Source organism: Kitasatospora sp. NBC_00240 (genome assembly GCF_026342405.1).
Lineage (GTDB): Bacteria > Actinomycetota > Actinomycetes > Streptomycetales > Streptomycetaceae > Kitasatospora.
The window spans coordinates 2493284-2513408 of sequence record NZ_JAPEMU010000001.1 but is presented as its reverse complement, the minus strand read 5'-3'; the positions used below and the strand labels follow the sequence as shown (position 1 = coordinate 2513408).

The window sequence follows — 20125 nt, the reverse complement described above, 5'->3', positions numbered from 1 at the left end:
CTGGGAGAACTCGATGACTCAGCGCACCTGGCCCACCCGCGAAGAGTGGGCAGCCAAAGCCGAGTACTCCGTCCGCACCGCCTGCCTCCCCAACGAGCGCGTCAGCAGCAACCCCGCCGACTGGCTCACCGCAGACGAGATCAACGAAGCCCGCACGCTCATCCCCGCCATCGTCAAAGCCACCCGCGCCAGCCTCAACCGCCAGATCAAGCAGGTCCGCGGCCAGCTCGGCCACATCCCGACCGGGGTCGGCTACTACGACTGGTACGAGAACCTGCCCGCCGACCAGAAGAACCTGGCCGACCAACACGACCGACTCCTCAGCGCCCGCCGCCAGCTCAACAGCGAGTCCAAGCGGGCCCTCTACGAGTACGCCCCCGTCGACGACCTGCTGATCGCATGGGGCCGCATCGGAGGCGCAGCCGCCCACGCCAACGCCGCGCAGGCCGAGACCGACCGCCTGAACGTCCTGCAGCACGCCCTCGCCGACCGACGGAGCGCTGCCGCCGAGCAGGCCCTCGCGGACGCGATCGAGCGGACCGTCGCCCGCCGCAGCACGGACGAGGGCTGGGCCGCCGAACTGGAGCGCCGCGCCGGCATCGACGCCGGCCCCCTCGTCACCTACCACCGAACCTGAGGAAGCCCATGAACCCGACCAGCACCACCGACCATCCCCGTGCCGCCTGGTACCCGCTCGACTGGATCACGGCCGAGCAGTTCGTCGAAGCCCGCCGCCTCGTCAACGCCATCGTCAAGACCACCCGCACCGCCATCAACCACGCCGTCCGCACCGGCACTGACGAACAGGCCGCACTCCACCACCGCGCCAAGCTCAACGCCGGCAACAAGTACGCCACCGCGCTGCATCAGCGAACCGACGAACTCGCCCAGGCCTGGACGGACATCACCGCCGCCGCCAGTGCCATGGGTGTCGCCCGGGACGAGGCCGCCCGACTCGCCGAGATCCGCTCCGAGATGCTGAACAACCGTGAGGTGGCACTGTGACCGATCTTCCTGCCGACCTGCTCGACGAGCTCATCGACGTCGGCAACAAGGCCCTCAATGACCACTACCACGAGCGCGCCTGTTCCTGCTCGACCTGGCCCGCCGGCTGCGCCACCCGCGGCCACTACTTCGGCATGCACGACACCGACGCGTTCGCCCACGGCCTGCCCGCCATCATCGCCGCCTACGAGCAGCACAAGGCCCAGCAGGTCGACCCGGTGCCGGAACTCGACGACTTCGAGGTGCCGCGCTACCCCGTCACCGACGAGGAGATCGCCGCACTCCCCACCATCAGCCTCGACGACTTCTGCAAGGAGCAGCAGTGAACCCCGACGACATCCCCACCGAGATCACCGCACTCACCTACACCGCACCGTTCGCCACCGCCGGCCTGCCGATCCTCTCTCAGAACGACACCGCCAAGATGCTCGCTCACTACTGGCCCGCCATCGAGCGTCACGTCCGCGAGCAGGACGGTGCCTTCGCGACCATCCGCCGCCTCGTCGACTGGCTCGACCACGCCAACGGCACCGGCGAGGCGGAGACCGCGATGCGACTGCTGAAGCTCACCGAGGAGGTCGGCGAGGTCTCCCAGGCCTACATCGGCTTCGTCGGCCAGAACCCCCGCAAGGGCCAGACCCACACCCGCAACGACGTCGCCGACGAGCTCTGCGACGTCATCGTCACCGCCCTCGTCGCCCTCCACGCCTTCACCGACGACGCCGAGCAGCACTTCGCCGGCAAGCTCCAGCACATCGCCGACCGCGTACTGACCGCGGGCGAGGGCCGCCATGCCGAATGCACCGAACCCCACCCCGGCGTCGACGGGTACACCGACTGCGACGGCCAACCCCTGTAAGGAGCAGCAGTGACCGACATCCCCGGAGACCCGAAGTACTACGACACCATCCTCAACCAGATCCTCGACGATGCCGGGATCGGCCCCGAAGCCCGCGCCCGCATCGACGCCCCCTCCACCCGGCCGTTGATCGCCAACTGCCCGGTCTGCAAGCAGTCGTGCAACCTTCGTGCTGACGGAACCATCCCGCACCACACCCAGTACGGCACCGCCCAGGTCGGGTACCGGACGCCGTGGTGCACCGGATCGAAGGAGCGACCGTGACCTACGACCGCGACCAGCAGGCCGCCGCTGAGGAAGCCGAGTGGCAGCGCACCGGCCGCATCCGCTGCTCCGACTGCGGCACCAAGGTCACCACCAGCACCCTCGTCACTCTCCCCGAGCACGGATGCAGTCGACGTCAAGCCGCACGCCGCCAATGCGGAACAACCCACGGCTACGAGGAGCACAAGTGACCGCCAGCGCCACCGAGCCGTACTGCCCCGACGAGCAGTGCATCAAGGACGAGTGCGGCCCGAAGGATCCCTGCTGCATCAGCGTCTGCACCTGCCCCATCGCACAGGAAGACTGCCGCTGGGCAGGTAAGAACGGCGACGAGTTCGAAGACCTCGACGGCACCCTCCGGGACGTCATGTACTGCCCCGAGCACAAGACGGAGTGGATCGAATGACCTCCGCCCACCGGACCCCGCGAGAGCGGATCGAGCGCGCGTTCCACGTCTCCTTCAAGCTCCCCGAGCAAGCCGCCCAACTCATCGACGACCTCGAAGCCGAAGTCCGCGACCAGGCCCTCGCCGAAGCCGCCGCCATCGTCCACAACCTCCCGCCAGCCACCGCCACCGGCGACGACCAGCACTGGTACCGCTTCGGCCAGAACCGCGCCGCAGACGCCATCCTCAACGCCCGTACCAGCAAGGAGCCCAAGTGACGCGCCCGCTGCTCCTCATCGACATCGACGGCCCCCTCAACCCCTACGCCGCGAAAGCCACCCGCCGCCCCGCCGGCTACACCACCCACCGAATGCGCCCCGACAGCTGGATCGCCCGCTTTCCCAACCGGGCCCACGCCAAGCCGCTCAGAGTCTGGCTCAACCACGACCACGGCGCCCAACTCCAGGCCCTCCCGTACGACCTCGTCTGGTGCACCACATGGATGGCCGAAGCCAACGAGTGGATCGCCCCACACCTCGGCCTCCCCGAGCTGCCTCACGTCCCCTTCCCCGAACTGTGGGCGAAGCGCAACGACGGAACCTACTTCAAGACCTGGGAGGTCGTCCGCTGGGCCCAGGGCCGACCGTTCGCCTGGATCGACGACGAGATCGGCACCGCAGACCGCGAGTTCGTCGCCGACATCCACGAAGGCCCGGCGCTGCTCCACCACATCGACCCACGTATCGGGCTGCTCCCGGCAGACTTCAATGCCCTAGCAGAATGGGCCGGAGCCCTGAATGCAGAGACAGCTCGATGACCAACACCGTTTGCGGTACTCCGAACAACGACGGCTACCCGGTGAGCTGCACCGAGCCGATCGGGCACCAGGGACCACACAGCGCTCAAGGCGGCGGCTCCGGTGTCGTCGGCATCGCCTGGTGCACCCCGCCGACCCCATGCCGGGGCCGACTCTGCGCGGGCCCCTGTCACAGCGACGACCAGCACCCGGAGAAGCCGTGATCACCTGCCCCGTCACCAACTGCGACGCCGACGAGCTCCTCGACGACACCGACCTCGAAGACCATCTCTTCCGCGAGCACGACGAAGAGGAACTCGCCGCCACCGTCGTCCGCCTCGCCAAAGCCGTCGACAGTGCCCACGCCAACACCGAGTGCCAGCGTTGCGGCAACTACGGCGCCACACCCGGCGACCACCCCCTCTGCGTCACCTGCGAGAAGGAGATCAGCGGATGAGCAGGCCCGTCTTCGGCTTCACCGTCGAGTACGTCGACGAACCCTGGCTCGACGAAGACAACAAACCCGGCTGGAAGGTCAGCCTGCCGAACCAGTGCGACGGCTGGCGCATCGACGCCGACGACGAGTACAGCGACCCCAGCACTCAGCAGACCGCCCTCTACGCCCTCGACAAGTTCATCGCCGAAGCACAGAGAGCCCGCGAAGCCCTTGCCGCCGGCCGCGAATACCCGGGAGAGGGGGAAGCAGTAGAGAGCGACCGGAACGACCCGAAGCGCGTCGACCTCGTGGCCATCACACTCGACAACGAGAAGCTCGGCGAACTCCTCGACCACCTCGACGCCACGTACGGGCCGATCCCGGACGATGCGCTCGCCCGCGCCGAACAGGACTGGCCCACCATCGAGGAGCAGCCGTGACCGCGAAGCCCGCCCTGCGCACCTGCGCCGCCGTCTGCGGCCGGCCGCTCACCACCTGGCACGTCGGTGCCGATGACCGCCTCTGGCACCCGGCCTGCCTGCCCGACGGCACCCTGCTGCAGAAGGTCCTGTCCCCGGCCGCCGCAGCCCGCCGCATCGCCCAGCTCGAAGCCGAGCTCGCCCGACTCCAAGCCGCCGACCCGCACCACTACCTGTCCACCGGCTGCCTCCACGGGGACCACGCCTACTGCCGGTCCGACACCGGCGCCGCCGGCACCAAGACCCCCGCCGTCTGCAAGTTCTGCGCCGCCCCGTGCGTCTGTGTCTGCCACCAGGGGCAGCAGTGACCGACTGGACCGAGCAGGCCAACGCCATTGCCACCCGCTACGAGCACGGCCACGACACCCTCACTGCCGACTGCTCCCTCTGCCTCGCCGAGTATGACGAGGTCATGGCCGTGTCAGCCCGCCTGCGCGCCGCCGAAAGGCCGTGCTCCTGCGGCACCGACTGCCTGGCCAGTCCGACGTGACCGGCCCCGATCCGCAACTGCCCCTGGTCGCCGCTTCGGCGCAGGGGCGGCTCGCTGCCCGCGTCACCTGCCGCCGCTGCAAGCGCCCGTTGCACGACCCGGAATCCCGGCTGCTCCGCCTGGGCCCCGAATGCCGAGACCACACCGGCCACACCACGCGCCACCAGGTCGAGCAGGACACGCTGCCCGGCGTCTACCCCGACGGCTCATGCGGGAACTGATGCCAACCCTGCGCCGCCATCGCCTCATACATCCACGCCAGCGACACCTCCGTCAACCGGTCCGGGGTAATCAAGCCGGTCGTCAACATGGCCAGCAGCTCACCACCCAGACCGCCGCCCGCATCGCACCGCGGGCATAGTTCGAGGTGCACGTCCTTGCCGACGTTCAGGTCGGCAGTCAGCTCTGTATGTCCGCCGCAGCGTGTGCACGGCGCGGTCTTCTTCAGGCAGGCGAGAGTCAGTTGCAGCATGCGCTCTCCTCCGACGGGGACGGACAGCATGCGCCTGACCTGTTGCGGAGTCAAGACTTCCGGAACCGCCCCGGCGGGTCTACCGTGAGACCGCGGTCAACGCCCGCCGACCGCAACCCTCGGCGACTCCCACCCCGAGGGCGTCGTCCACCCGGACAGGCCCGGCATCGCACTGCCACAACCCCGCATGATCACGTTATGCGCCCCCGTAACGTGATCACCCGGCAAAGGGCCGCCCGGGAGACGACCACCGTGTGCCCCGCCGGACCCAAGCCGGCGGGGCACACGCACGTCCAACTACCTCCGAGCAGGAGCCGGCCCCTCAAAGGCATGTCCGCACGAACCCACCAACCGCACCAACCCGTCAGGGAACGAGAAGGTGAAACCCCCCGCCGGGCGGGCGTTGCACGTCGGACAAGTCACGGCGCTCGGCCCCAAGGGCTGCCCGTTCGCGAAGAACGTCCGAACGGTCGCGGCGCTGATCTTTTCGTACCGGAGGCTACTCATGCCGTCATCCTGGCGCGCACAGCCCACCGAAGTCGATGATCCGCCACGATTCGCCACCCCATCCCGGCCGAGCGCACGCGAAAGCGCCCGACCACAAAGGGCCGGGCGCAGCGTTGTTGGCAATGAAGACGGGTCAACCCAGGTCGGGGTCCCTGACAGCGAGCAGGGATTCGGTGGCGCACGGCTGGACGAGCATCGGGCCCGGCCGGACCATCTGCGGTGGCAGGGTGACGATCTGCTGAGGCGCAGCAGCGATCTCGTCGTGGGCGGGACACGGCTCACCCTCGGGGCAGTCGTGGCCGTCCAGCCGAGCAAGGAGCCCGACGTCGTCGAGCCGGCCAAGCGCCCAGCGGGCGGCCACGTCCGGGTACAGCTCCTGGGCGCCGACAGCGTCACGGCCAGCGGAGACGTGGCGGGCGATCCGGACGAGCGCACCGAAGACGTCGACAGGCAGGGCGAAGGGCTGAACCGGCGTGCCCGCGGGCCCGTCGAGCGCCTCGATCGTGGCGCACGGCCACGGCATCACCGCGCGTCGCTCCCAGTCCGCCTCACGGATGCCGGTCGACACCTTCGTCGAGCACTCGTCGCAGATGGTGATGCCGAGGTGCTGCACGGGTCGGTGCAGCGTGCGGACGGCGGCGGCTCCGGCGGCCCAGATCCGCGACTCGTTGCGGCCGACCTCCGCGAGGCCGTCGCACTCGGCCTGCAGGGAGACGATGCGGGCTTCCAACGCCGCAACCTTCGCCTGGTGCCGCTCGTCGGAGCAGATCAGCGGGGCGCCGGCGGCGAGCGCGACTTCGTCGGTGTGCCTGCGCAGTGCCTCGTCGACGATGGCTCGGGCTCCGTGGCCGCTTCGCATTCCCCACCCTGCGAGGAGGTTGAGGAGCATCGACCGGGCGTTCTGGTCGGCGTGACTGGGGCGTTCCTGAACTGGCGTGGCGCCGTCCATGGCGGCACGTACCCGCCGGACGACGTGTTCGGCGGTGATGTCGTTCTTGAGCCAGGTCATGTTGAGGTCGCGGGCGACTTCGTCGAGGGCCGCGCGGGTTGTGATGATCTCGGCTTCGGCTTGGCGGGCGCGTTCGGGCCAGTGGTTCATGGCGTTCTCGTAGCGGTGGTCGGCGTCGGCGAGGGCCTTGGCGGCGACTTCGAGCCGCTTCGAGGGGGTGGCGCGGTTCCAGTGCCAGATCCACTGGCCGGGGGTGGGGACGGTGTGTTGGTCGGGGTGCGGTTCTTCGCCCTGGTGGAGGAGCGCGAGGTTGGCTTGGACGCCGTCGAGGGTTCCGGTGGCGCGGGCGGCGCGGGTGCGGGCGGAGTGCCAGGCGGTCCGGTACCGGTCGGCGCGGCGGGCGGCGGCGAGGTACATCTGCTCGGTCTGCTCCAGTTCCTCGCGGAGGCACCAGCGCTCGACGAGCCGCTCGGGGGTGGGGGTGGTGGGCTCGGTCATGCGGCGCTCCTGACGGTGGCGGCGGGGATCGTGGTCGGGCCGGCGATGGTGGCGAGGACCTGGTCGAGGTCGACGAGGCGACAGCCGCGGATGGTGGCACACGGCTCCAAGGCGGCGACGCGCTGAAGGGCGGCCTCGATGCCGTGGGGGTCGGTGCGACCGAGGAGGCCGGCGCGGTCGGCGAGGATCGCGGCGTGGGTGCGGGCGCCGCGGCCGGTCGGGACGCCGAGTCGGCGGTAGGCGTCGTCGAGGTGGGCGTGGACGGTGCTCTCGGCGATGTACAGGCGGGCGCCGATCTGGCCGTTGGTGAGGCCTTCGGCGGCGAGGGTGAGGATGGCGGCTTGGCGGGGGGTGAGGACGGGCGGCGTACTCACGGTGCGTACTCCTTCACGGGGATGCCGGCGTTGCGGGCGGCGGCCATGCAGTTGCGGGTGCCGGGGCTGGGGCCGAGGGGGAACGCGAGGACCAGGTCGGCGCCGGCGGCGACCATGGCCTGGTTGCGGATGGGTCCGGCGGCCTTGCCGTGGGCGGTCCAGTTGGCGGGGTACGTCTCCTGCGTGATGCCGACCAGCGAGGCCCAGCGGGATGCGTAGTGGTCTGCGCCGGTGGGGCAGGCGCCGTGCACGAGGACGAGTTCGTCCCAGTCCTGCCCGTCGGCGGCTTGGGCGAGGGCGTCCCAGACGGCCTGACGGTCGGTCCAGTTGCGGCTGCCGGTGACGATGATGCGGATCACGGGGTCGGCTCCTCGGGGGTGGTGAACCCGATGTAGGGCTGTGGTCCGGGCAGGGCGGCCGCGATGGCGGTCCACATGGCGGCCATGTCGATGCAGGTCTGCCGTTCTGCGGCGGCACTGTCGGCGCTGGCGCGGTGGGCGACGACGTGGTGCTCGCAGTGCTTGATGCGGGCGTTACGGTCTGCCTCGCGGATGTGGTGGTTCCGGGTGGCTTCGGTGTCCTCGGCCTTGGCGGCCCACTCGATGGCCTTGGCGAGGGCTTCGGTGCGGGTCACGGCTTCCTCCTGGTCGGCCGGTTGCGCTTGGGCCGTTGTGCGGGGCGTTCGCCGGTGAGAATGTCGATCGCGGCCTCGATGCCATCGGCCTCGTTCGGGCCTACGTGGGCGTTGCGGAGGGTGTGCACGATGTCGGCCGCATCCGGCCGGTCCAGCAGGTCGCTGGCCGCGGCCGGGTTGGGGCAGTCGAGGTGGGCGCAGGTGACGTAGCCGTCGGCGCCGAGGATCAGCGTGGTGCGGTGGCAGGCCGGGCAGTGGCCCTGAACGGCGGGGAAGGCGGTCACTGGTGTTGTCCTTCCGGGCAGTAGAGCGAGCCGTCGGGGTGCTGCTGCCAGCCACTGTGGAGTGCGGCGCAGGTGGCTTCCTGCTTCATCTCGTAGGTCTCGCGGTGGCCGTAGCCTTGGCCGAGTTCGCGGCCACAGCCGTCGCAGGCGACGATCCAGACGGTTACCGGGCGAGCAGTCATTGGTCTTCTCCGGGGGTGGTGATCAGGCCGCTCTGGCGGGCAGCGGTCTCGGTGTCAGGTTCGGCGGGCCGGCCGCGGTCGGGGGTGCTGTCCCGGGTGAGGCGCCAGATGCCGACGGCGCCGGCCAGCGCGGTGATGGTCAGCACCGTGGCGGGGTTCACTCGGCGACCTGCTTCCTGCGTCGCATGTCGGCGGGCGGCCAGACGTACACGTAGGTGCCGACCTTGCAGTGCGCCATCCGGTAGCCGTTGAGCTCGGCGGGCGGGTAGCCGACAGTGTGGCCTCGGGTGCCGTCGAGGGGACCGAAGCGGTAGCGGATGGGGTGGAGGTCGAGGTCGTTCACTCGGCGGCCTGCTTGGTGATGGCTTCGGCTTCGGCGATGACGTGCCGGCCGGGGAGGCGGCGGAGGTCCCAGCCGAGGGTGCCGAGGACGGCGGTGATGGCGGTGAGGACGACGAGGAGGCCGGCCAGCTCCGGGCCGGTCACTCGGCGGCCTCACTGTCACCGCGCAGGATGCTGAAGTTGAAGGCGTCCCGTCGGGTGGAGCAGGGCACCAGGGCGTTGGCGTCGAGCTCCAGGACGTCGTTGACGATGTCGCGGTCGCCACCAACGCGCACGGTAACGGTGAGGCTGCGGCGGACCAGGCCGCGCAAGAGATCACGCCAGTGGATGTGGAGGGTGTGCCGGACGAACGGGTCGTCGAGGGGTTGGTGCCAGGTGATGATGCGACCGTTGATGTCGCTGGTGACGTGGTAGCGGGGTCCGGTTTTGCGGCTGTCGTAGGTGGGTTCGATGCTGCGGCGCTTCTGCACGGTGGCTCCTCGGGTCGGGGGCCGGGCCGGCCGTGTGGTGGCGGCCGGCCCGGGCGGGAGGTCAGCTGACGTCGGCGATCAACAGCCAGCCAGGATCGGCGGCCAGCTCGACGCCGCAGGACTTGGCAGCGCTGCGGATCTTGGCGTCCCAGTGGGTGCACTGGGCGGGGTGCAGCGCGTCGGCGGGGATCGAGACCGGCCTACCGAGGTCGGCGTCCTCGGCGTAGGTGGTGAAGTACAGGACGTCGTGGTCGTAGCCGCTGGCGGAGAGGTGGCTGACGTCGTGCTCGCTGAGCTGTCCGTCGAACTCCTCGCCGTCGGTGTGGCCCTTGATCGGGGCGGCGTAGGCGAGCCAGGCGCTGGTGTACATGCCCATGGGGTGCTCCTTGGTCAGCAGTGGTCGGTGTCGTCGTCGGGCGCGGGCGGCTCGATCACGAGGCGGCCGGGGCGGGCTCGCTCGCCACCTGGCAGGGCCACGGCTCGGCGTGGGTGCAGTACTCCCACTCGTCGGTGGTGAACGTGGAGTGCTGCTCGCAGGCCTGTTCCTCGCGGACGTGCGAGCAGCGGTCGACGCCGGTCGGTTCGCCGTCCTCGGTGACCAGCTCGTCGCACTCGCCTTCGAGGCAGTCGCTGGGGCCGGCGGTCAGGGTGATCGGGGTGCAGGTGTCGGGCATTGGGCGTTCCTTCGGTGGTGGGCCGGCCGCCGGGGTGCGGCGGCCGGCAGACGGACGGTCAGACGGAGGCGGGCAGCGGGCTGTCGGTCCAGTCGCCGCCGGGAACGTCGCGGTGCAGCAGGGCAGCGGGCTGCCGGTACGAGGAGTTGCCGCGTGACCGGGCGATGAAGGCGTCCCGGTCCGCTTCGGACCGCTCGTGAACGACGTAGCCGTCGGCGCAGCGCACGCCCCACAGGCAGGCGTCCTGGTCACGCTGGCGGGACTCGTCGACGTGGTCGTTGTGCAGGTTGACGGCGGCCTCCCAGCCGATCGCCGTGGCCCACTGCTCGACCTTGTCGACGTTGTCGATGAAGTAGGTCCGGAACCGGCCCATGTCGGCAGCCAGGGCCTGCATGTCGGTGGACTCGAAGTCGGGGCTGTAGTTCTCGTAGGCGTAGGTGAAGCCCTCGTTCTCGGTCTTCCAGACGTAGCTGACGAACTCCAGCCAGTCGTAGTCGGAGAGGTCGGGCATCGGGTTCTGAATGTCGGCCATCGGGTGTCTCCTGGGGTGTTGGGGCCGGGCGGTGGTCCGCCCGGCCGGGGGCAGGTCAGGCGGCGGGCTGCAGGGCGACGGCGCCCACGGCGTTCAGCAGGGCCCGGGCGAGCAGCGGCGGGCAGGCGTTTCCGATCTGCTGGGCGACGTCCCGGCCGGACCACGGGTGGTCGGCGGGGAAGGACTGCAGCAGGCCGGCCTCGGCGGGGGTGAGGCGGGGGAGGTCGTCGCCGTCGGGGCCGAGGAGCCGCAGGCGGCTGATCTTGCCGGTGACGGTGAACGCCGGCTCGGCGGAGGTGCGGCGCCCGCGGGCCTTGGGGTCGCCACCGGTGCCGTAGTTCGAGACGACACCGAACGGCCCGCGGTGCGGCAGGACATCGCCCATCGACACCCACGGCTCCAGCGTCGGGTCACCCTCGTGCTGTGGGATGCCCTTGGCGTACGGGCGGTTCGTCGGGGCGGGCAGGCTGGCGGGGTGTCCGTCGCGGCGGGCGATGAGGACGGCGCGGCGGCGGGTCTGCGGGACGCCGTGCTGTTCGGTCTTGAGAACCCCGGTCGCCACCGAGTAGCCCTCGGCCCGCAGCACTGCGGCGTAGGCGTCCCAGACGGGCAGGGCTGCGGGGACCTGCTCCAGGACGATCCGGCGGTACGGGCGCCCGGCGTCGGCCGCGGCCAGGGCCCAGCGGAGCGGCTCCAGCACGAGCAGGGTGCGCGGGTCGGTGACCCGGAGCAGACCGACGACCTGGGCGACGTAGAGGTTCTCGCGGGCGGCGGTGCGCTTCACGAGGTCGAGGACCTGGTCGAGGTCGCGGCGGCCGGTGCCGGTGCCGGTGGCGCTGAACGTCTGGCAGGGCGGGCCGGCCATCAGGGTGAGGGCGTTCGGGAACTGGCTGGGGCTGTGGCCGCGGACGTCGCCGTACACGGTGTCGAGGCCGGCGGCGATGCGGGTCTCGCAGGTGGCTGGGTCGGATTCGATGCCGAAGGGGTGGAGGCCGAGCGCCTCGGCGGCGAGGTCCATGCCGCCGGGGCCGGCGAACAGGCTCACGGTGTCGGTCGGGGTGTGCACGGTGGTCCTCCGGTCAGGTGGCGGGCTGGGTACGGGCGGCGAGGAGCAGGTCCGCGGCGCGCTTGGCGCCGGTGAACTCGAAGATCCGGTTGTCGCTGAAGTCGCGCTGGTACTTGGCCTCCGCCTCGACGCTGATCAGCTCGGCGCCTTCGGTGAGCGCGGCGTTCCGGGCGCTGGCCAGCTGCTGGCGGAGGCGGTCGCTCTCGGCGGCGTGGTTGCGCACCTGCTCGACGAGTTCCCGGCAAGTTCCGGCGTTCGCGGTACTCGCGGCGCGGGCCTGCTCGGCGTCGGCCTGTGCCTTGAGCAGGTCGGTGTACATCTCCTGGACGTGCCGCTTGTTGCCCTTGGCGACGGCGGTGAGGGTGTCGACGCGGTCGGCGAAGGCGTCCCGTTCGGCGCGGGCGGCGTCCAGCTCGGCGGCCACGCCGGCGACCTGCCGGCCCATGTACGCGGCGACGTCGGCCGTGATGATGGCGGCATAGTCGTCGACGGGCTGGCCGAGGACGTACGGGGTGCGGGCCATGGCCTGGGCGATGACGGCGTGGAGGTCGGCGAGCAGGGCGATGTGCTCGTCGGTGATCTCGGGCGGCGGGGTGGTCATGGCGGTCAGCCCTCCAGGGCGGCGGGGGAGCCAGCCCGGTCGTAGTCGGCCCAGCCGTCGAGGAAGTTGACGGCGTCGTCGTCGTGACCGGCGGCCTCCAGCAGTCGGGCGGCCTCGTGTACGGCGCCGGCCCGGGCGTCTACCAGCTCGGCGCGGAGGCGGGTGACCTCGGCGAGCAGGGCCGCAACGTCGGTGCGGGCGGCGAGGACGAATTCCCGGTCGGCGTCGGCCTGGTCGCCGTCGCCGAACCACATGTCGCCGATGCCGCGTTCGTACCCGGCGACCTCGGAGGCGACGAAGTTCGGGCCGTAGTTGGGCTGCATGTACCACTGCCCGGGGGTGGCTGCGTCGTGGCGGGCTTGGATGGGGGCGAGGTCGAGGGGCTGGTGCTGGGTCATGGCGGGTCCTCAGGTGGTCGTGGCGGGGGTGAGGCTGGCGGCCAGCACCTCGGCGTCGCTAGGGGTGGCGTTGATCTCGCGGATCAGCGGGCACGGCCACTCGACGGCGTACGGCTTCCACTCGGGCCCGTCGCCGTCCTCGTTCTCGCAGTGCTCGCAGACCTGGCCGAGGTACGACCTGATGCACACGTACTCGTCGTCGTCGCTGGGTTCGCTGTGGTCGTTCTCGTATTCGTCCGAGCCGTCGTCCTCACAGCCGCAGGCGTCGACCCGCTTGTAGACCTCGATCGGCTGATGGCTGTAGCGGGTGATCAGGTCCGGGTACGTGGCCTCGATGTGCTGGTGGAACCGGTCGCGCATCTGGGCGGCGGTCTCGGCCTTCGGGTAGGCGAACGGGCTCATCCACAGGGCGTGGCGGATGGCGCCTTCGGCTCGGAGCGCGCGGCGCTTCCACTGCTCGATGGTCAGCTCGGGCTGCGACGGCTTCATGGCGGGCTCTCCTGGGGGTGTCAGGGGCGTGCGGCGGGCGGGGTGGGGTGACGGGGCGGGCTACTCGTCGTCGTAGTCGAGGGGGTTCGGGTTGTCGCCGTCGGAGTAGTCAGCGCGCTGCGGGTTGAACCGCGGGTCGGCCTCATCGGCCAGCACCCAGTGCTCGCCCTTGCCTTCGGTCCAGCGCAGAACGCGACGCTCAGACATGACGGTCTCCTCGGTCAGTGGTAGGCGTAGGCGCGGTACTCGGCAGCGTCGTCCAGGCCGGCCGCGACGCTCAGGCAGTCCCAGCAGTGCGGGTCACCGGACGGGCCGGGCTCCAACTCGACGGGCTCGAACAGGTCCTCGCAGGCCTCGCAGGCGACGAGCTCGACCGGGACGGTGGCGGTGGCCATCAGGCGGCGAGGCGCAGCTGGGCGGCGGCGGCCTTGAAGGCCGGCTTGCGCGGGCGGTACACCGTGGCGATCAGGGCGACCTGGGCCGGGGTGAAGCGGTGCGTGGTCCGCATGCGGCGGCCGGCGTGGACGCGGTGCTCGCTGCCCTCGATGTGGAGCTTGTCGGCGGTCTTGCGGAGGGTCTGGGCCATGGAGCGGGCGTCGGCGGGGGTGAGGCCCTGGGCGACGCCGTGGGTGGTGAGGGAGGCGTTGCCGCGGCGGGTGATGCGGGCGGCGGCGCGCTGGGTGCGGGTGCGGGTCCGGAGGGCCTTGCGGGCGGTGCGGGTCTTGGCGTTCATGTGGTTCCCCTCCGGTGCGCTGGAGGGGCGACCGCCTCTCCGTGTAGCCCAACGGTACAACCCGGCGACTTGTACAAGCAAGCCCTCTTGTACAAGTTGGGCAAGATCTTTCAGGGTGAGCGCACCATGTGACCCCGGGGTATGCCCCACGCGTTCATTGCGTACTCCCGCGCCCGTCGCTCCCATCTGCGGTTCTTGCCCCAGGGCTTGCGTCCGTCCATGCAGGCCATGACCACGTTGCACTTGTCGCAGAGCAGTCCGCGTACGATCCGGCCGTCCTCTCCCCATGTGTGATCGACTACCAGCCGGCGACCACCCGTCTCCTTGCTGGCAATCCCGCAGATCTCGCAATGGCCACCCGCGCGCACATGTAGCTCGTCGAACTCGTCGCAGCTCAGGCCGTGGTACTGGAAGTGATGGCAGGTCTTGCCAAGAGGATGGTGTCGCGTCTCGGTCGAACGGGTTGGGCTCGCAGAATCGGCCATCATGCGTCTCATTGTACAAGCAGCCGTTCCGTACGATGCGGCTTTCCGTTATCATCGGCGCATGGATCACATCACTGACGACGTCCCGATCTCCGAGGCCCGCGCCAACATCACCGATGTCATCGCTTCCGTCCGACTGCTCCGCCGCTGCGTCTTCCTCACTCGGCGCGACAAGCCCCAGGCGGCCGTGATTCCCGTCGAGCTTGGACAGCTCATCCGTCAGGTTGGAGGCGTGGACGCCGCCGCTGCGATCCTCACCGGGCACGTACCGCGCAACTGACCCCCGCCCCATCCGAAGCCGCCCGGCACCGCCGCGCGGCCCACACGCATGCCCGCTCACAGCCGGATCACCCGAACCTCAATGCCAGCCGCCTTCGCCAACCGCACCGCGTTCCACGTCCCCCTGCTGGACGGCGTCGGAAACGCCAGCATCAGATCCGCGCCCGCCGCCACCATCGCCGCGTTCCGCCGCGGCCCCGCACCCGGACAGAAGTCCGAGAAGAACCCCGGATGATGCACATCCCCCCGCCGCTTCTCCACCCGATGGCCAGGCCGGCAATCCCACACACACGAATCCCAATCCGCCCGGAACGGATCCGCCACGACCCCTGCCAACTCGGCAGCCCAAGCCGCCGCAGCAGCGTCCGCACCCGTCGGACATGCACCGTGCGCCACCGTCAACCAGCCGCCGTCCAGCACGCCAAGCAGCGCCTTACGCACCAGCCACGGAGCGGCGTGATCCCGGCCGCCCGTCACAATCACCCGCCCGCTCACGACCGCACCCCCGCCGGCCGCGCCAACAGCACCAACTCCGGCGACCACTCCAGCCACAGCAACAGCGACAACAGCGTGTGAGCATCCGGCGCCGCGCCCTGCGACATCCGCGCGAACACGTTCTTCGTCGTCCCCACCAGCACGCCCAGCCGGGTCCACGACAGACCCCGCTCGGCCCGCTGCGCATCCAGCAGCGCATACAGCGTCGGCACGTCCAGTCGGTGGCTGCTCACAACGCCACCCGCCGCGGGAACGCACCGCCGGCCGACGGCGCCGGGCACAACCACAGCACCCCGAACGGCCTGGCCTTCGCCACCAGCCCGACCGATGCCGGATCCACACACCGCCGGTCTACGCCGAACACGCCCGTGCGGTGCCGGTCCGCCGCTGACTCGCTGCTGAACGTCCGGCAGCAGCTGCCGCAGTGAAGCCTCGCCAGGCCGGTCCACCACTGCCCGCATTTGCCGTGCCGGATCGCTCCGGCGGGATCGGGAGTCTGCCTGTCATCCATGGATGCCTCATTTCGTCCTAGCGGTCAGACCTTCAGCGGCCTCTCACCGTCCCGTCGGGCAATCACCCGTCCGGGGGTCTGCGCGGCCCGTAGAGGGCCGTCCCTGGATTTCGTGCTGTCATGTCCGCTGACGCTCGGCCCCTGACGCCACGACCGGTTCGACACCGGGGGCTTCGATTCGCCAGCCCAGCGATCGCAGTTCTTCGACGATCAGGTGCCCGCGCCAGCCGGGTTCGCTGCCGGGGTGGCCGTCGAGGACGGCCTGCACGATCGCGGCCACCGCGTCGGGAATCTCGGCCGACGGGCGAGTCACGACGCCTCCCCGAGGACGGGGGTGGGAACGAGCTGCGGCTTCAACCCGACCTTCTCGAACCGGGATGCGTGCTGGTTCCTGAGCTTCCGCCTGGAGGGTCCCGCGCAGGGCTGCCCGGTCGGGGCCTCGCACTGAGGGCAGACGACGGTGAGCACGGCCGGCTGGCGGCCACGGACGAGCTCGCGCAGGGACGGCGGGCACGATTTGCCCTTGCTCCGCGTCACTGGCCCCACCGCGCCCGGTCGTAGTCGGTGAAGTCGTCGTCGGCTTCCCACGCGTCGGGGTCGTCGTACACGGCGTAGCGGGGCGGCTCGGGCTCGGCGATCCGCTGGGCACTCCACGTGTGACCGCAGGACGGGCAGGCGTAGGTGCTGTGCGGGTTGCCGTCGTAGTCCTCCTCGTCGAGTCGGGGTTCGACGTCGCGGCGCAGGCAGTTGGGGCAGGTGTCGTTGACGTTCACGAGGCGTCCTGTCGGCGAAGGTCGGGGCCGTCGAGGGTGACCACGTGGGCGGCCTGGGCGAGGCGTGAGGCGAGGCGGTCGCCGAGCCGGCCGACGAGGTCGGATGCGCGGCTGCCTGCGGGGTCCCGGACGAGCAGGTTGGTGGTGATGATCAGCGGGAGCCCGGAGTTGTAGCGGGCGTTGACGATGCGGTAGGTCGCCTCTTCGGTGAACTCGGAGAGCTTTTCGGTGCCGATGTCGTCGAGGAGCAGCAGTTGGATGCGGGCGTACTGCTTGAGTTCGTGTTCGCTGCCTTTGTCCGAGCCGCCGGGACGTAGGCGTCCGTACATGTCGGGGGCGGTGACGGCGATCATTTCGAAGCGGTGGGGTCCGGTTGCGGCGATGCGGCGGAGCGCCCCGTAGGCCTGGTGGGTTTTGCCGGTGCCGATGGCGCCGTTGATGACGAGGAACCCGGCGTCGTGGATGTTGGCGGCGGCGCGGTCGGCCCAGGCTTGGATGTCCGGGTGGGTGGTGGTGGCGTTGGCGTACCGGTGGGGTACGGCGGTGTTCCAGCGGCTGAGGGCGAACGCGGCGCGGGCGCGGTGGTGGTAGCGGGGGTGGCCGGGTTCGTCTTCGTCGGGGGTCTGGTTGACGGGTCCGGCTTCTTGGGTGAGGTTGCGGTCGCGGATGCCAGCCATGATGCGGGCGAGGGCGCTGGGGCCTATGGCGCCGAGGGCTTGGGGTTCGGCCATGGTCAGAAGCCCCCTTGCTGGGTGTAGTCGGCGTTGCTGGGGGAGCGGTAGGGGCCTTGGTAGCCGCCGGTGCCGGTGGCTGCGAGGCGGATGACGTTGGCGTTCATGGCCTCGTTGACGACGGACGGCAGCGCGGACGGGTGGAGGCCCTTGGAGGTCCAGAGGGCGAGGCCGCGGCGGATGTGGTCGGGGTCGACGCCTTCGTCGAGCATCTGCTTGAGGTGCTTGGAGGCTTGGCCGATGACGTTGCCGGGCGGGCGGTGGGGAACGTGGTCGAGCCACTCCCCGACGAGGGTCTGCGCGGTGACGGCGGGGTGCGGCGCGTCCGCGCCCGCCGTAGGCGGAACGGGGTAGGGGACAGGGGTAGGGGCAGGGGCAGGGGATAGCGCGCGCGACGCCTGTGTGCGCGTCGTCTGTGCGCGCGCACGCGTAGAGCCTTTCGGACCCCCTTGCGGAGGGGCCTCGGCATGGGGTTCCGCATCCCCGTCCTGAAGGCTTCGCAAGGGGCGTGCCGGTGGGGTCGGGGCAGGCTCCCAGAAGGCGTTGCGCAGGGTCTCGATGTGGCCGGCGACTTCCTGCCGGATCGAGGTGTGACGGGCGCCGGGCTCGTTGCTCAGCTCGTGCAGCGGGATACGGTCCATCTCCTCCAGGAGCGCCCGGCGCAGGTGCCGGGAGGAGATTTCGAGGGCGCCGGACACGGCGGCTCCCATGACCTTGGGCTGCTTCCACACGCCGTCGTTGCGGATGAACGAGCGGATGAGGAGTTCCTCGGTGTCCTCGTCGACGACGATGAACCGGGCGGCGTCAAGGTCGTTGAGGGTCTTCTCCAAGCCGGCGGCGGTGAGGCCGCGGGCTTTGCGGGTCCAGCGCTTGAGGGTGAGGGGGAGGAGCCCGGCGTGGTTGAGGTTGGGTTGGCTGATGAGGAAGAAGTACGTGCCCTGCTGTTCCCGGTCGAGGGCGAGGAAGTCGTTGTCCTCCCAGATGCTGGAGAGGACGCGGCCGTGACCACGTGCCATGGGGATTTCCGTTCGGGAGGATTGGGTGGTGGACAAGGGGGGTGCCGGGGCGGCACCCCCGCCCCGGCGGGGCCGAATCAGCTGGCGAGGATGCCGGCGGCTCGGGCGGCGGGGAGCCACTGGGCGTACTCGCGGGTGATGCCGTCGTACAGTTCGGCGTCGCTGACGGTGGCCGGGCGGGCGGCGTGGAAGAAACTGGCGTTGTCTACGGCGCGGCCGGACAGCGTGTCGAGCAGCTCCAGGAACTCGACGCGGCCACCGAAGCCGACGAACGCCCAGAAGATCGGCAAATGGGAGGCGTCGCGCAGGGCCTGCTCGGCGTCCCGTCGGGAGTCCGGCTCCCCGTCGGTCTGGAAGATGACCAGCGCGGGGAGCTGGCGGACCTGCTTGGAGGCGCGGTACTCGGCGGAGATGTGGCGGATCGCGGCGGCGTAGTCGGTGCTGCCCCACCGGATCGTGCGGTGGGTGCGGTCGATGACGCCCTGGTGGTCGCCGATACGGACCTCGCCGACCTCGTCGACCATGCTGCCGAAATACACCAGGGGGACGCTGCCGTCGTCGTCGAGGTTGGCGCTGAGGCCGAGGGCCTGCTCGGCGAGGCGCTGCACGGAGCCGTCGCGGTAGTAGGGCCGCATGCTGCCGGAGTGGTCGAGGACGAGGTACACGGCCGCGCGCTCGGCGTGGAGGCCGTGCTTCTGCAGGCTGACGCCAGCGGCCTTGACGAGGCTGACGATGTCGTCGGCGGGCTTCACCGCGGTGCGGTTGAACAGTCCCATGAGGGTTCCTTTTCGGGTGAGGGTAGGAGTGGGTGTACTGCTCGGCAGGGGGACTGTTGAGCGGCCCCTGCGAGGTCAGGCGGCTGCTCGGGCTCCGAGGGCGCTTGCTAGGCGGCGCTGGCAGGGAGAGGATTGAAGTCGGGGTGGTCCAACTGCGACCTGGCCGCTTCCACTGCCGCGGCGGCTTCCTCGGGCGTGTCGTAGGTTCCGAGGTGGCGGCTTTGCCGGTGTCGCTTGATCTTCGCGACGAACCGCTTGTTGGAGGTGTGGTGGACACCTCGGGGGAGGTCGCGTTCCCGGAGCCGCCGGTTGAGGTTCGACTCCGTCGGCGTGACGAGTCGCAGGTTCTCGCGCCGGCAGTCCAGGACGTTGCGGTTGATGTGGTCGACGACGACTCGGTACTTGGTGCCGACGGGGACGTTCATGATCCAGCGGTGGAGGAGCATGACCTGGCCGTCCCACATTTGCGCGTACCCGTGGGATCCGATCGACAGCTTCCGTCGGCGGAGCCGCACGACGTCTTCCTCGTCCATGAGAACGTCGACGTAGGTCTCGCCTGCCTTCGCAGGGACGGCTATGGCGGCCATCAGAACGGCGCCTCGGTCTGTCCCTGGGGTGTTCCCCACCCGCCGTTCTGCTGCTGGTTCTGGCCGGCGGGCTGTCCCCACGCGTCGCCGCTGGCCGGGGGGCGGGACTGCTGCTGCCCGCCCTGCTGGCTGTTCTGGCGGTTGGCGCGCGTGACCTTCGCCGTGGCCGTCCGAAGGCTGGGGCCGACTTCGTCGACCTCGATCTCGAAGACGGTGCGCTTCTCGCTTTCCTTGGTCTCGTAGGAGCGCTGCTGCAGTCGGCCCTGGACGATGACGCGCATGCCGCGCTGCAGTGTCTCGGCGACGTTCTCCGCCGGCTGCCGCCAGACGTTGCAGGTGAGGAAGAGGCTCTCGCCGTCCTTCCACTCGTTCGTCTGGCGGTCGAAGGTGCGGGGGGTGGACGCGATGCGGAACTTGGCGACGGCGGCGCCGCTCGGGGTGAAGCGCAGCTCCGGGTCGTCGACGAGGTTGCCGACGAGGGTGATCTGGGTGTCTCCGGCCATCAGAGGTGGTCCTTCAAGGTGGGGGCCTGCGGTGAGCAGGCCAGCGTTGG

General features: G+C 70.4%; 47 protein-coding genes and 1 pseudogene. 16 read left to right on the top strand and 32 right to left on the bottom strand.

The window, feature by feature from the left end; translation table 11 throughout:
* Nucleotides 1–13 precede the first annotated feature (13 nt).
* From OG689_RS10745 to OG689_RS10680, 14 genes are all read left to right on the top strand, one after another.
* Nucleotides 14–637 carry a hypothetical protein gene (locus OG689_RS10745; RefSeq protein WP_266319683.1) on the top strand — a complete coding sequence of 208 codons (624 nt, stop codon included), beginning with the start codon at nt 14–16 and terminating at the stop codon, nt 635–637.
* A gap of 8 nt (nt 638–645) precedes the next feature.
* Nucleotides 646–1005 carry a hypothetical protein gene (locus OG689_RS10740; RefSeq protein ID WP_266319682.1) on the top strand — a complete coding sequence of 120 codons (360 nt, stop codon included), beginning with the start codon at nt 646–648 and terminating at the stop codon, nt 1003–1005.
* Nucleotides 1002–1331 carry a hypothetical protein gene (locus OG689_RS10735; RefSeq protein WP_266319681.1) on the top strand — a complete coding sequence of 110 codons (330 nt, stop codon included), beginning with the start codon at nt 1002–1004 and terminating at the stop codon, nt 1329–1331. The genes OG689_RS10740 and OG689_RS10735 overlap by 4 nt, the downstream gene beginning before the upstream one ends.
* Entirely contained in the window at nt 1328–1864 is a 537-nt protein-coding gene (locus OG689_RS10730; RefSeq protein ID WP_323189272.1) for a MazG-like family protein, read from the top strand. The genes OG689_RS10735 and OG689_RS10730 overlap by 4 nt, the downstream gene beginning before the upstream one ends.
* Before the next feature lie 9 nt (nt 1865–1873).
* Nucleotides 1874–2128 carry a hypothetical protein gene (locus OG689_RS10725; protein WP_266319680.1) on the top strand — a complete coding sequence of 85 codons (255 nt, stop codon included), beginning with the start codon at nt 1874–1876 and terminating at the stop codon, nt 2126–2128.
* On the top strand, nt 2125–2319 hold the full coding sequence (locus OG689_RS10720; RefSeq protein WP_266319679.1) for a hypothetical protein: 195 nt from the start codon (nt 2125–2127) through the stop codon (nt 2317–2319). Before OG689_RS10725 ends, OG689_RS10720 begins: the two co-directional genes overlap by 4 nt.
* Nucleotides 2316–2534, top strand: a complete 219-nt coding sequence (locus tag OG689_RS10715) for a hypothetical protein (RefSeq protein WP_266319678.1) — start codon at nt 2316–2318, stop codon at nt 2532–2534. Before OG689_RS10720 ends, OG689_RS10715 begins: the two co-directional genes overlap by 4 nt.
* Nucleotides 2531–2791 carry a hypothetical protein gene (locus tag OG689_RS10710; RefSeq protein ID WP_266319677.1) on the top strand — a complete coding sequence of 87 codons (261 nt, stop codon included), beginning with the start codon at nt 2531–2533 and terminating at the stop codon, nt 2789–2791. The genes OG689_RS10715 and OG689_RS10710 overlap by 4 nt, the downstream gene beginning before the upstream one ends.
* Complete coding sequence (locus OG689_RS10705) at nt 2788–3330, top strand: hypothetical protein (protein ID WP_266319676.1); 543 nt, start codon at nt 2788–2790, stop codon at nt 3328–3330. The genes OG689_RS10710 and OG689_RS10705 overlap by 4 nt, the downstream gene beginning before the upstream one ends.
* A gap of 199 nt (nt 3331–3529) precedes the next feature.
* On the top strand, nt 3530–3766 hold the full coding sequence (locus tag OG689_RS10700; protein WP_266319675.1) for a hypothetical protein: 237 nt from the start codon (nt 3530–3532) through the stop codon (nt 3764–3766).
* Complete coding sequence (locus tag OG689_RS10695) at nt 3763–4185, top strand: hypothetical protein (protein WP_266319674.1); 423 nt, start codon at nt 3763–3765, stop codon at nt 4183–4185. The genes OG689_RS10700 and OG689_RS10695 overlap by 4 nt, the downstream gene beginning before the upstream one ends.
* A complete protein-coding gene (locus OG689_RS10690) occupies nt 4182–4532 on the top strand; it encodes a hypothetical protein (RefSeq protein WP_266319673.1) in 351 nt (116 codons plus the stop codon). The genes OG689_RS10695 and OG689_RS10690 overlap by 4 nt, the downstream gene beginning before the upstream one ends.
* Nucleotides 4529–4714: a hypothetical protein gene (locus OG689_RS10685; RefSeq protein WP_266319672.1), complete on the top strand. Its 186-nt coding sequence runs from the start codon at nt 4529–4531 to the stop codon at nt 4712–4714. The genes OG689_RS10690 and OG689_RS10685 overlap by 4 nt, the downstream gene beginning before the upstream one ends.
* Nucleotides 4675–4935, top strand: coding sequence for a DUF6011 domain-containing protein (locus OG689_RS10680; protein WP_323189271.1), 261 nt, complete (start codon nt 4675–4677; stop codon nt 4933–4935). Before OG689_RS10685 ends, OG689_RS10680 begins: the two co-directional genes overlap by 40 nt.
* On the opposite strand, the gene OG689_RS10675 is transcribed toward OG689_RS10680, so the two are convergent.
* The 22 genes from OG689_RS10675 to OG689_RS10570 all read right to left on the bottom strand — a co-directional run bounded on the left by OG689_RS10675 (nt 4908) and on the right by OG689_RS10570 (nt 14407).
* A complete protein-coding gene (locus tag OG689_RS10675) occupies nt 4908–5186 on the bottom strand; it encodes a DUF6300 family protein (protein ID WP_266319670.1) in 279 nt (92 codons plus the stop codon). The genes OG689_RS10680 and OG689_RS10675 overlap by 28 nt on opposite strands.
* Before the next feature lie 640 nt (nt 5187–5826).
* Nucleotides 5827–7140, bottom strand: a complete 1314-nt coding sequence (locus OG689_RS10670; RefSeq protein ID WP_266319669.1) for a hypothetical protein — start codon at nt 7138–7140, stop codon at nt 5827–5829.
* Nucleotides 7137–7514, bottom strand: a complete 378-nt coding sequence (locus OG689_RS10665) for a helix-turn-helix transcriptional regulator (RefSeq protein WP_266319668.1) — start codon at nt 7512–7514, stop codon at nt 7137–7139. Before OG689_RS10665 ends, OG689_RS10670 begins: the two co-directional genes overlap by 4 nt.
* A complete protein-coding gene (locus tag OG689_RS10660) occupies nt 7511–7873 on the bottom strand; it encodes a DUF2493 domain-containing protein (RefSeq protein WP_266319667.1) in 363 nt (120 codons plus the stop codon). Before OG689_RS10660 ends, OG689_RS10665 begins: the two co-directional genes overlap by 4 nt.
* Complete coding sequence (locus OG689_RS10655; RefSeq protein ID WP_266319666.1) at nt 7870–8148, bottom strand: hypothetical protein; 279 nt, start codon at nt 8146–8148, stop codon at nt 7870–7872. Before OG689_RS10655 ends, OG689_RS10660 begins: the two co-directional genes overlap by 4 nt.
* On the bottom strand, nt 8145–8432 hold the full coding sequence (locus OG689_RS10650) for a DUF6085 family protein (protein ID WP_266319665.1): 288 nt from the start codon (nt 8430–8432) through the stop codon (nt 8145–8147). Before OG689_RS10650 ends, OG689_RS10655 begins: the two co-directional genes overlap by 4 nt.
* On the bottom strand, nt 8429–8614 hold the full coding sequence (locus tag OG689_RS10645; RefSeq protein WP_266319663.1) for a hypothetical protein: 186 nt from the start codon (nt 8612–8614) through the stop codon (nt 8429–8431). The genes OG689_RS10650 and OG689_RS10645 overlap by 4 nt, the downstream gene beginning before the upstream one ends.
* Nucleotides 8611–8775, bottom strand: a complete 165-nt coding sequence (locus OG689_RS10640; protein ID WP_266319662.1) for a hypothetical protein — start codon at nt 8773–8775, stop codon at nt 8611–8613. Before OG689_RS10640 ends, OG689_RS10645 begins: the two co-directional genes overlap by 4 nt.
* Nucleotides 8772–8957, bottom strand: coding sequence for a hypothetical protein (locus OG689_RS10635; RefSeq protein ID WP_266319661.1), 186 nt, complete (start codon nt 8955–8957; stop codon nt 8772–8774). Before OG689_RS10635 ends, OG689_RS10640 begins: the two co-directional genes overlap by 4 nt.
* Complete coding sequence (locus OG689_RS10630) at nt 8954–9100, bottom strand: hypothetical protein (RefSeq protein ID WP_266319660.1); 147 nt, start codon at nt 9098–9100, stop codon at nt 8954–8956. Before OG689_RS10630 ends, OG689_RS10635 begins: the two co-directional genes overlap by 4 nt.
* Nucleotides 9097–9426: a hypothetical protein gene (locus tag OG689_RS10625; RefSeq protein ID WP_266319659.1), complete on the bottom strand. Its 330-nt coding sequence runs from the start codon at nt 9424–9426 to the stop codon at nt 9097–9099. Before OG689_RS10625 ends, OG689_RS10630 begins: the two co-directional genes overlap by 4 nt.
* Nucleotides 9427–9487: 61 nt before the next feature.
* Nucleotides 9488–9802, bottom strand: coding sequence for a hypothetical protein (locus OG689_RS10620; RefSeq protein ID WP_266319658.1), 315 nt, complete (start codon nt 9800–9802; stop codon nt 9488–9490).
* Nucleotides 9803–9857: 55 nt separating this feature from the next.
* Nucleotides 9858–10100 (bottom strand): hypothetical protein, encoded by a 243-nt coding sequence (locus tag OG689_RS10615; RefSeq protein WP_266319656.1) that lies wholly within the window; start codon nt 10098–10100, stop codon nt 9858–9860.
* Nucleotides 10101–10158: 58 nt separating this feature from the next.
* On the bottom strand, nt 10159–10632 hold the full coding sequence (locus OG689_RS10610) for a hypothetical protein (RefSeq protein WP_266319655.1): 474 nt from the start codon (nt 10630–10632) through the stop codon (nt 10159–10161).
* Between the two features lie 55 nt (nt 10633–10687).
* Entirely contained in the window at nt 10688–11698 is a 1011-nt protein-coding gene (locus OG689_RS10605) for a DNA cytosine methyltransferase (protein WP_266319654.1), read from the bottom strand.
* Nucleotides 11699–11711: 13 nt separating this feature from the next.
* A complete protein-coding gene (locus tag OG689_RS10600) occupies nt 11712–12299 on the bottom strand; it encodes a hypothetical protein (protein ID WP_266319653.1) in 588 nt (195 codons plus the stop codon).
* A gap of 5 nt (nt 12300–12304) precedes the next feature.
* Complete coding sequence (locus tag OG689_RS10595) at nt 12305–12697, bottom strand: hypothetical protein (protein ID WP_266319651.1); 393 nt, start codon at nt 12695–12697, stop codon at nt 12305–12307.
* A 9-nt stretch (nt 12698–12706) separates the two neighbouring features.
* On the bottom strand, nt 12707–13186 hold the full coding sequence (locus OG689_RS10590; protein ID WP_266319650.1) for a hypothetical protein: 480 nt from the start codon (nt 13184–13186) through the stop codon (nt 12707–12709).
* A 60-nt stretch (nt 13187–13246) separates the two neighbouring features.
* The gene (locus tag OG689_RS10585; RefSeq protein WP_266319648.1) at nt 13247–13393 is read right to left on the bottom strand and encodes a hypothetical protein; all 147 of its coding nucleotides are present in this window, start codon (nt 13391–13393) and stop codon (nt 13247–13249) included.
* A 14-nt stretch (nt 13394–13407) separates the two neighbouring features.
* The gene (locus OG689_RS10580) at nt 13408–13581 is read right to left on the bottom strand and encodes a hypothetical protein (RefSeq protein ID WP_266319647.1); all 174 of its coding nucleotides are present in this window, start codon (nt 13579–13581) and stop codon (nt 13408–13410) included.
* Entirely contained in the window at nt 13581–13919 is a 339-nt protein-coding gene (locus OG689_RS10575; protein ID WP_266319645.1) for a hypothetical protein, read from the bottom strand. The genes OG689_RS10580 and OG689_RS10575 overlap by 1 nt, the downstream gene beginning before the upstream one ends.
* 110 nt (nt 13920–14029) lie before the next feature.
* On the bottom strand, nt 14030–14407 hold the full coding sequence (locus OG689_RS10570; RefSeq protein ID WP_266319643.1) for an endonuclease domain-containing protein: 378 nt from the start codon (nt 14405–14407) through the stop codon (nt 14030–14032).
* 58 nt (nt 14408–14465) lie between these two features.
* Here OG689_RS10570 and OG689_RS10565 point away from each other — a divergent pair, with 58 nt between their 5' ends.
* Nucleotides 14466–14684 (top strand): prevent-host-death family protein, encoded by a 219-nt coding sequence (locus OG689_RS10565; RefSeq protein ID WP_266319641.1) that lies wholly within the window; start codon nt 14466–14468, stop codon nt 14682–14684.
* 81 nt (nt 14685–14765) lie between these two features.
* The gene (locus OG689_RS10560; protein WP_266319640.1) at nt 14766–14918 is read left to right on the top strand and encodes a hypothetical protein; all 153 of its coding nucleotides are present in this window, start codon (nt 14766–14768) and stop codon (nt 14916–14918) included.
* Nucleotides 14919–14989: 71 nt separating this feature from the next.
* On the opposite strand, the pseudogene OG689_RS45015 reads toward OG689_RS10560, so the two are convergent.
* The 10 genes and pseudogenes from OG689_RS45015 to OG689_RS10515 form a co-directional block, all read right to left on the bottom strand.
* A pseudogene (locus OG689_RS45015) lies at nt 14990–15160 on the bottom strand (hypothetical protein); the annotation flags it as partial.
* Nucleotides 15161–15174: 14 nt separating this feature from the next.
* Nucleotides 15175–15411: a hypothetical protein gene (locus tag OG689_RS10555; protein WP_266319638.1), complete on the bottom strand. Its 237-nt coding sequence runs from the start codon at nt 15409–15411 to the stop codon at nt 15175–15177.
* The gene (locus tag OG689_RS10550) at nt 15408–15689 is read right to left on the bottom strand and encodes a hypothetical protein (protein ID WP_266319636.1); all 282 of its coding nucleotides are present in this window, start codon (nt 15687–15689) and stop codon (nt 15408–15410) included. The genes OG689_RS10555 and OG689_RS10550 overlap by 4 nt, the downstream gene beginning before the upstream one ends.
* A gap of 118 nt (nt 15690–15807) precedes the next feature.
* Entirely contained in the window at nt 15808–16002 is a 195-nt protein-coding gene (locus OG689_RS10545; RefSeq protein ID WP_266319635.1) for a hypothetical protein, read from the bottom strand.
* Nucleotides 16003–16222: 220 nt separating this feature from the next.
* Nucleotides 16223–16462 carry a hypothetical protein gene (locus OG689_RS10540; RefSeq protein ID WP_266319633.1) on the bottom strand — a complete coding sequence of 80 codons (240 nt, stop codon included), beginning with the start codon at nt 16460–16462 and terminating at the stop codon, nt 16223–16225.
* Nucleotides 16459–17193 carry an ATP-binding protein gene (locus OG689_RS10535; RefSeq protein ID WP_266319631.1) on the bottom strand — a complete coding sequence of 245 codons (735 nt, stop codon included), beginning with the start codon at nt 17191–17193 and terminating at the stop codon, nt 16459–16461. The genes OG689_RS10540 and OG689_RS10535 overlap by 4 nt, the downstream gene beginning before the upstream one ends.
* A 2-nt stretch (nt 17194–17195) precedes the next feature.
* A complete protein-coding gene (locus OG689_RS10530) occupies nt 17196–18209 on the bottom strand; it encodes a hypothetical protein (protein WP_266319629.1) in 1014 nt (337 codons plus the stop codon).
* Between the two features lie 77 nt (nt 18210–18286).
* Nucleotides 18287–18985, bottom strand: a complete 699-nt coding sequence (locus OG689_RS10525) for a VWA domain-containing protein (protein ID WP_266319627.1) — start codon at nt 18983–18985, stop codon at nt 18287–18289.
* Between the two features lie 107 nt (nt 18986–19092).
* Entirely contained in the window at nt 19093–19572 is a 480-nt protein-coding gene (locus OG689_RS10520; protein WP_266319625.1) for an HNH endonuclease, read from the bottom strand.
* Nucleotides 19572–20075 (bottom strand): single-stranded DNA-binding protein, encoded by a 504-nt coding sequence (locus OG689_RS10515; RefSeq protein ID WP_266319624.1) that lies wholly within the window; start codon nt 20073–20075, stop codon nt 19572–19574. Before OG689_RS10515 ends, OG689_RS10520 begins: the two co-directional genes overlap by 1 nt.
* Nucleotides 20076–20125: the final 50 nt, after the last annotated feature.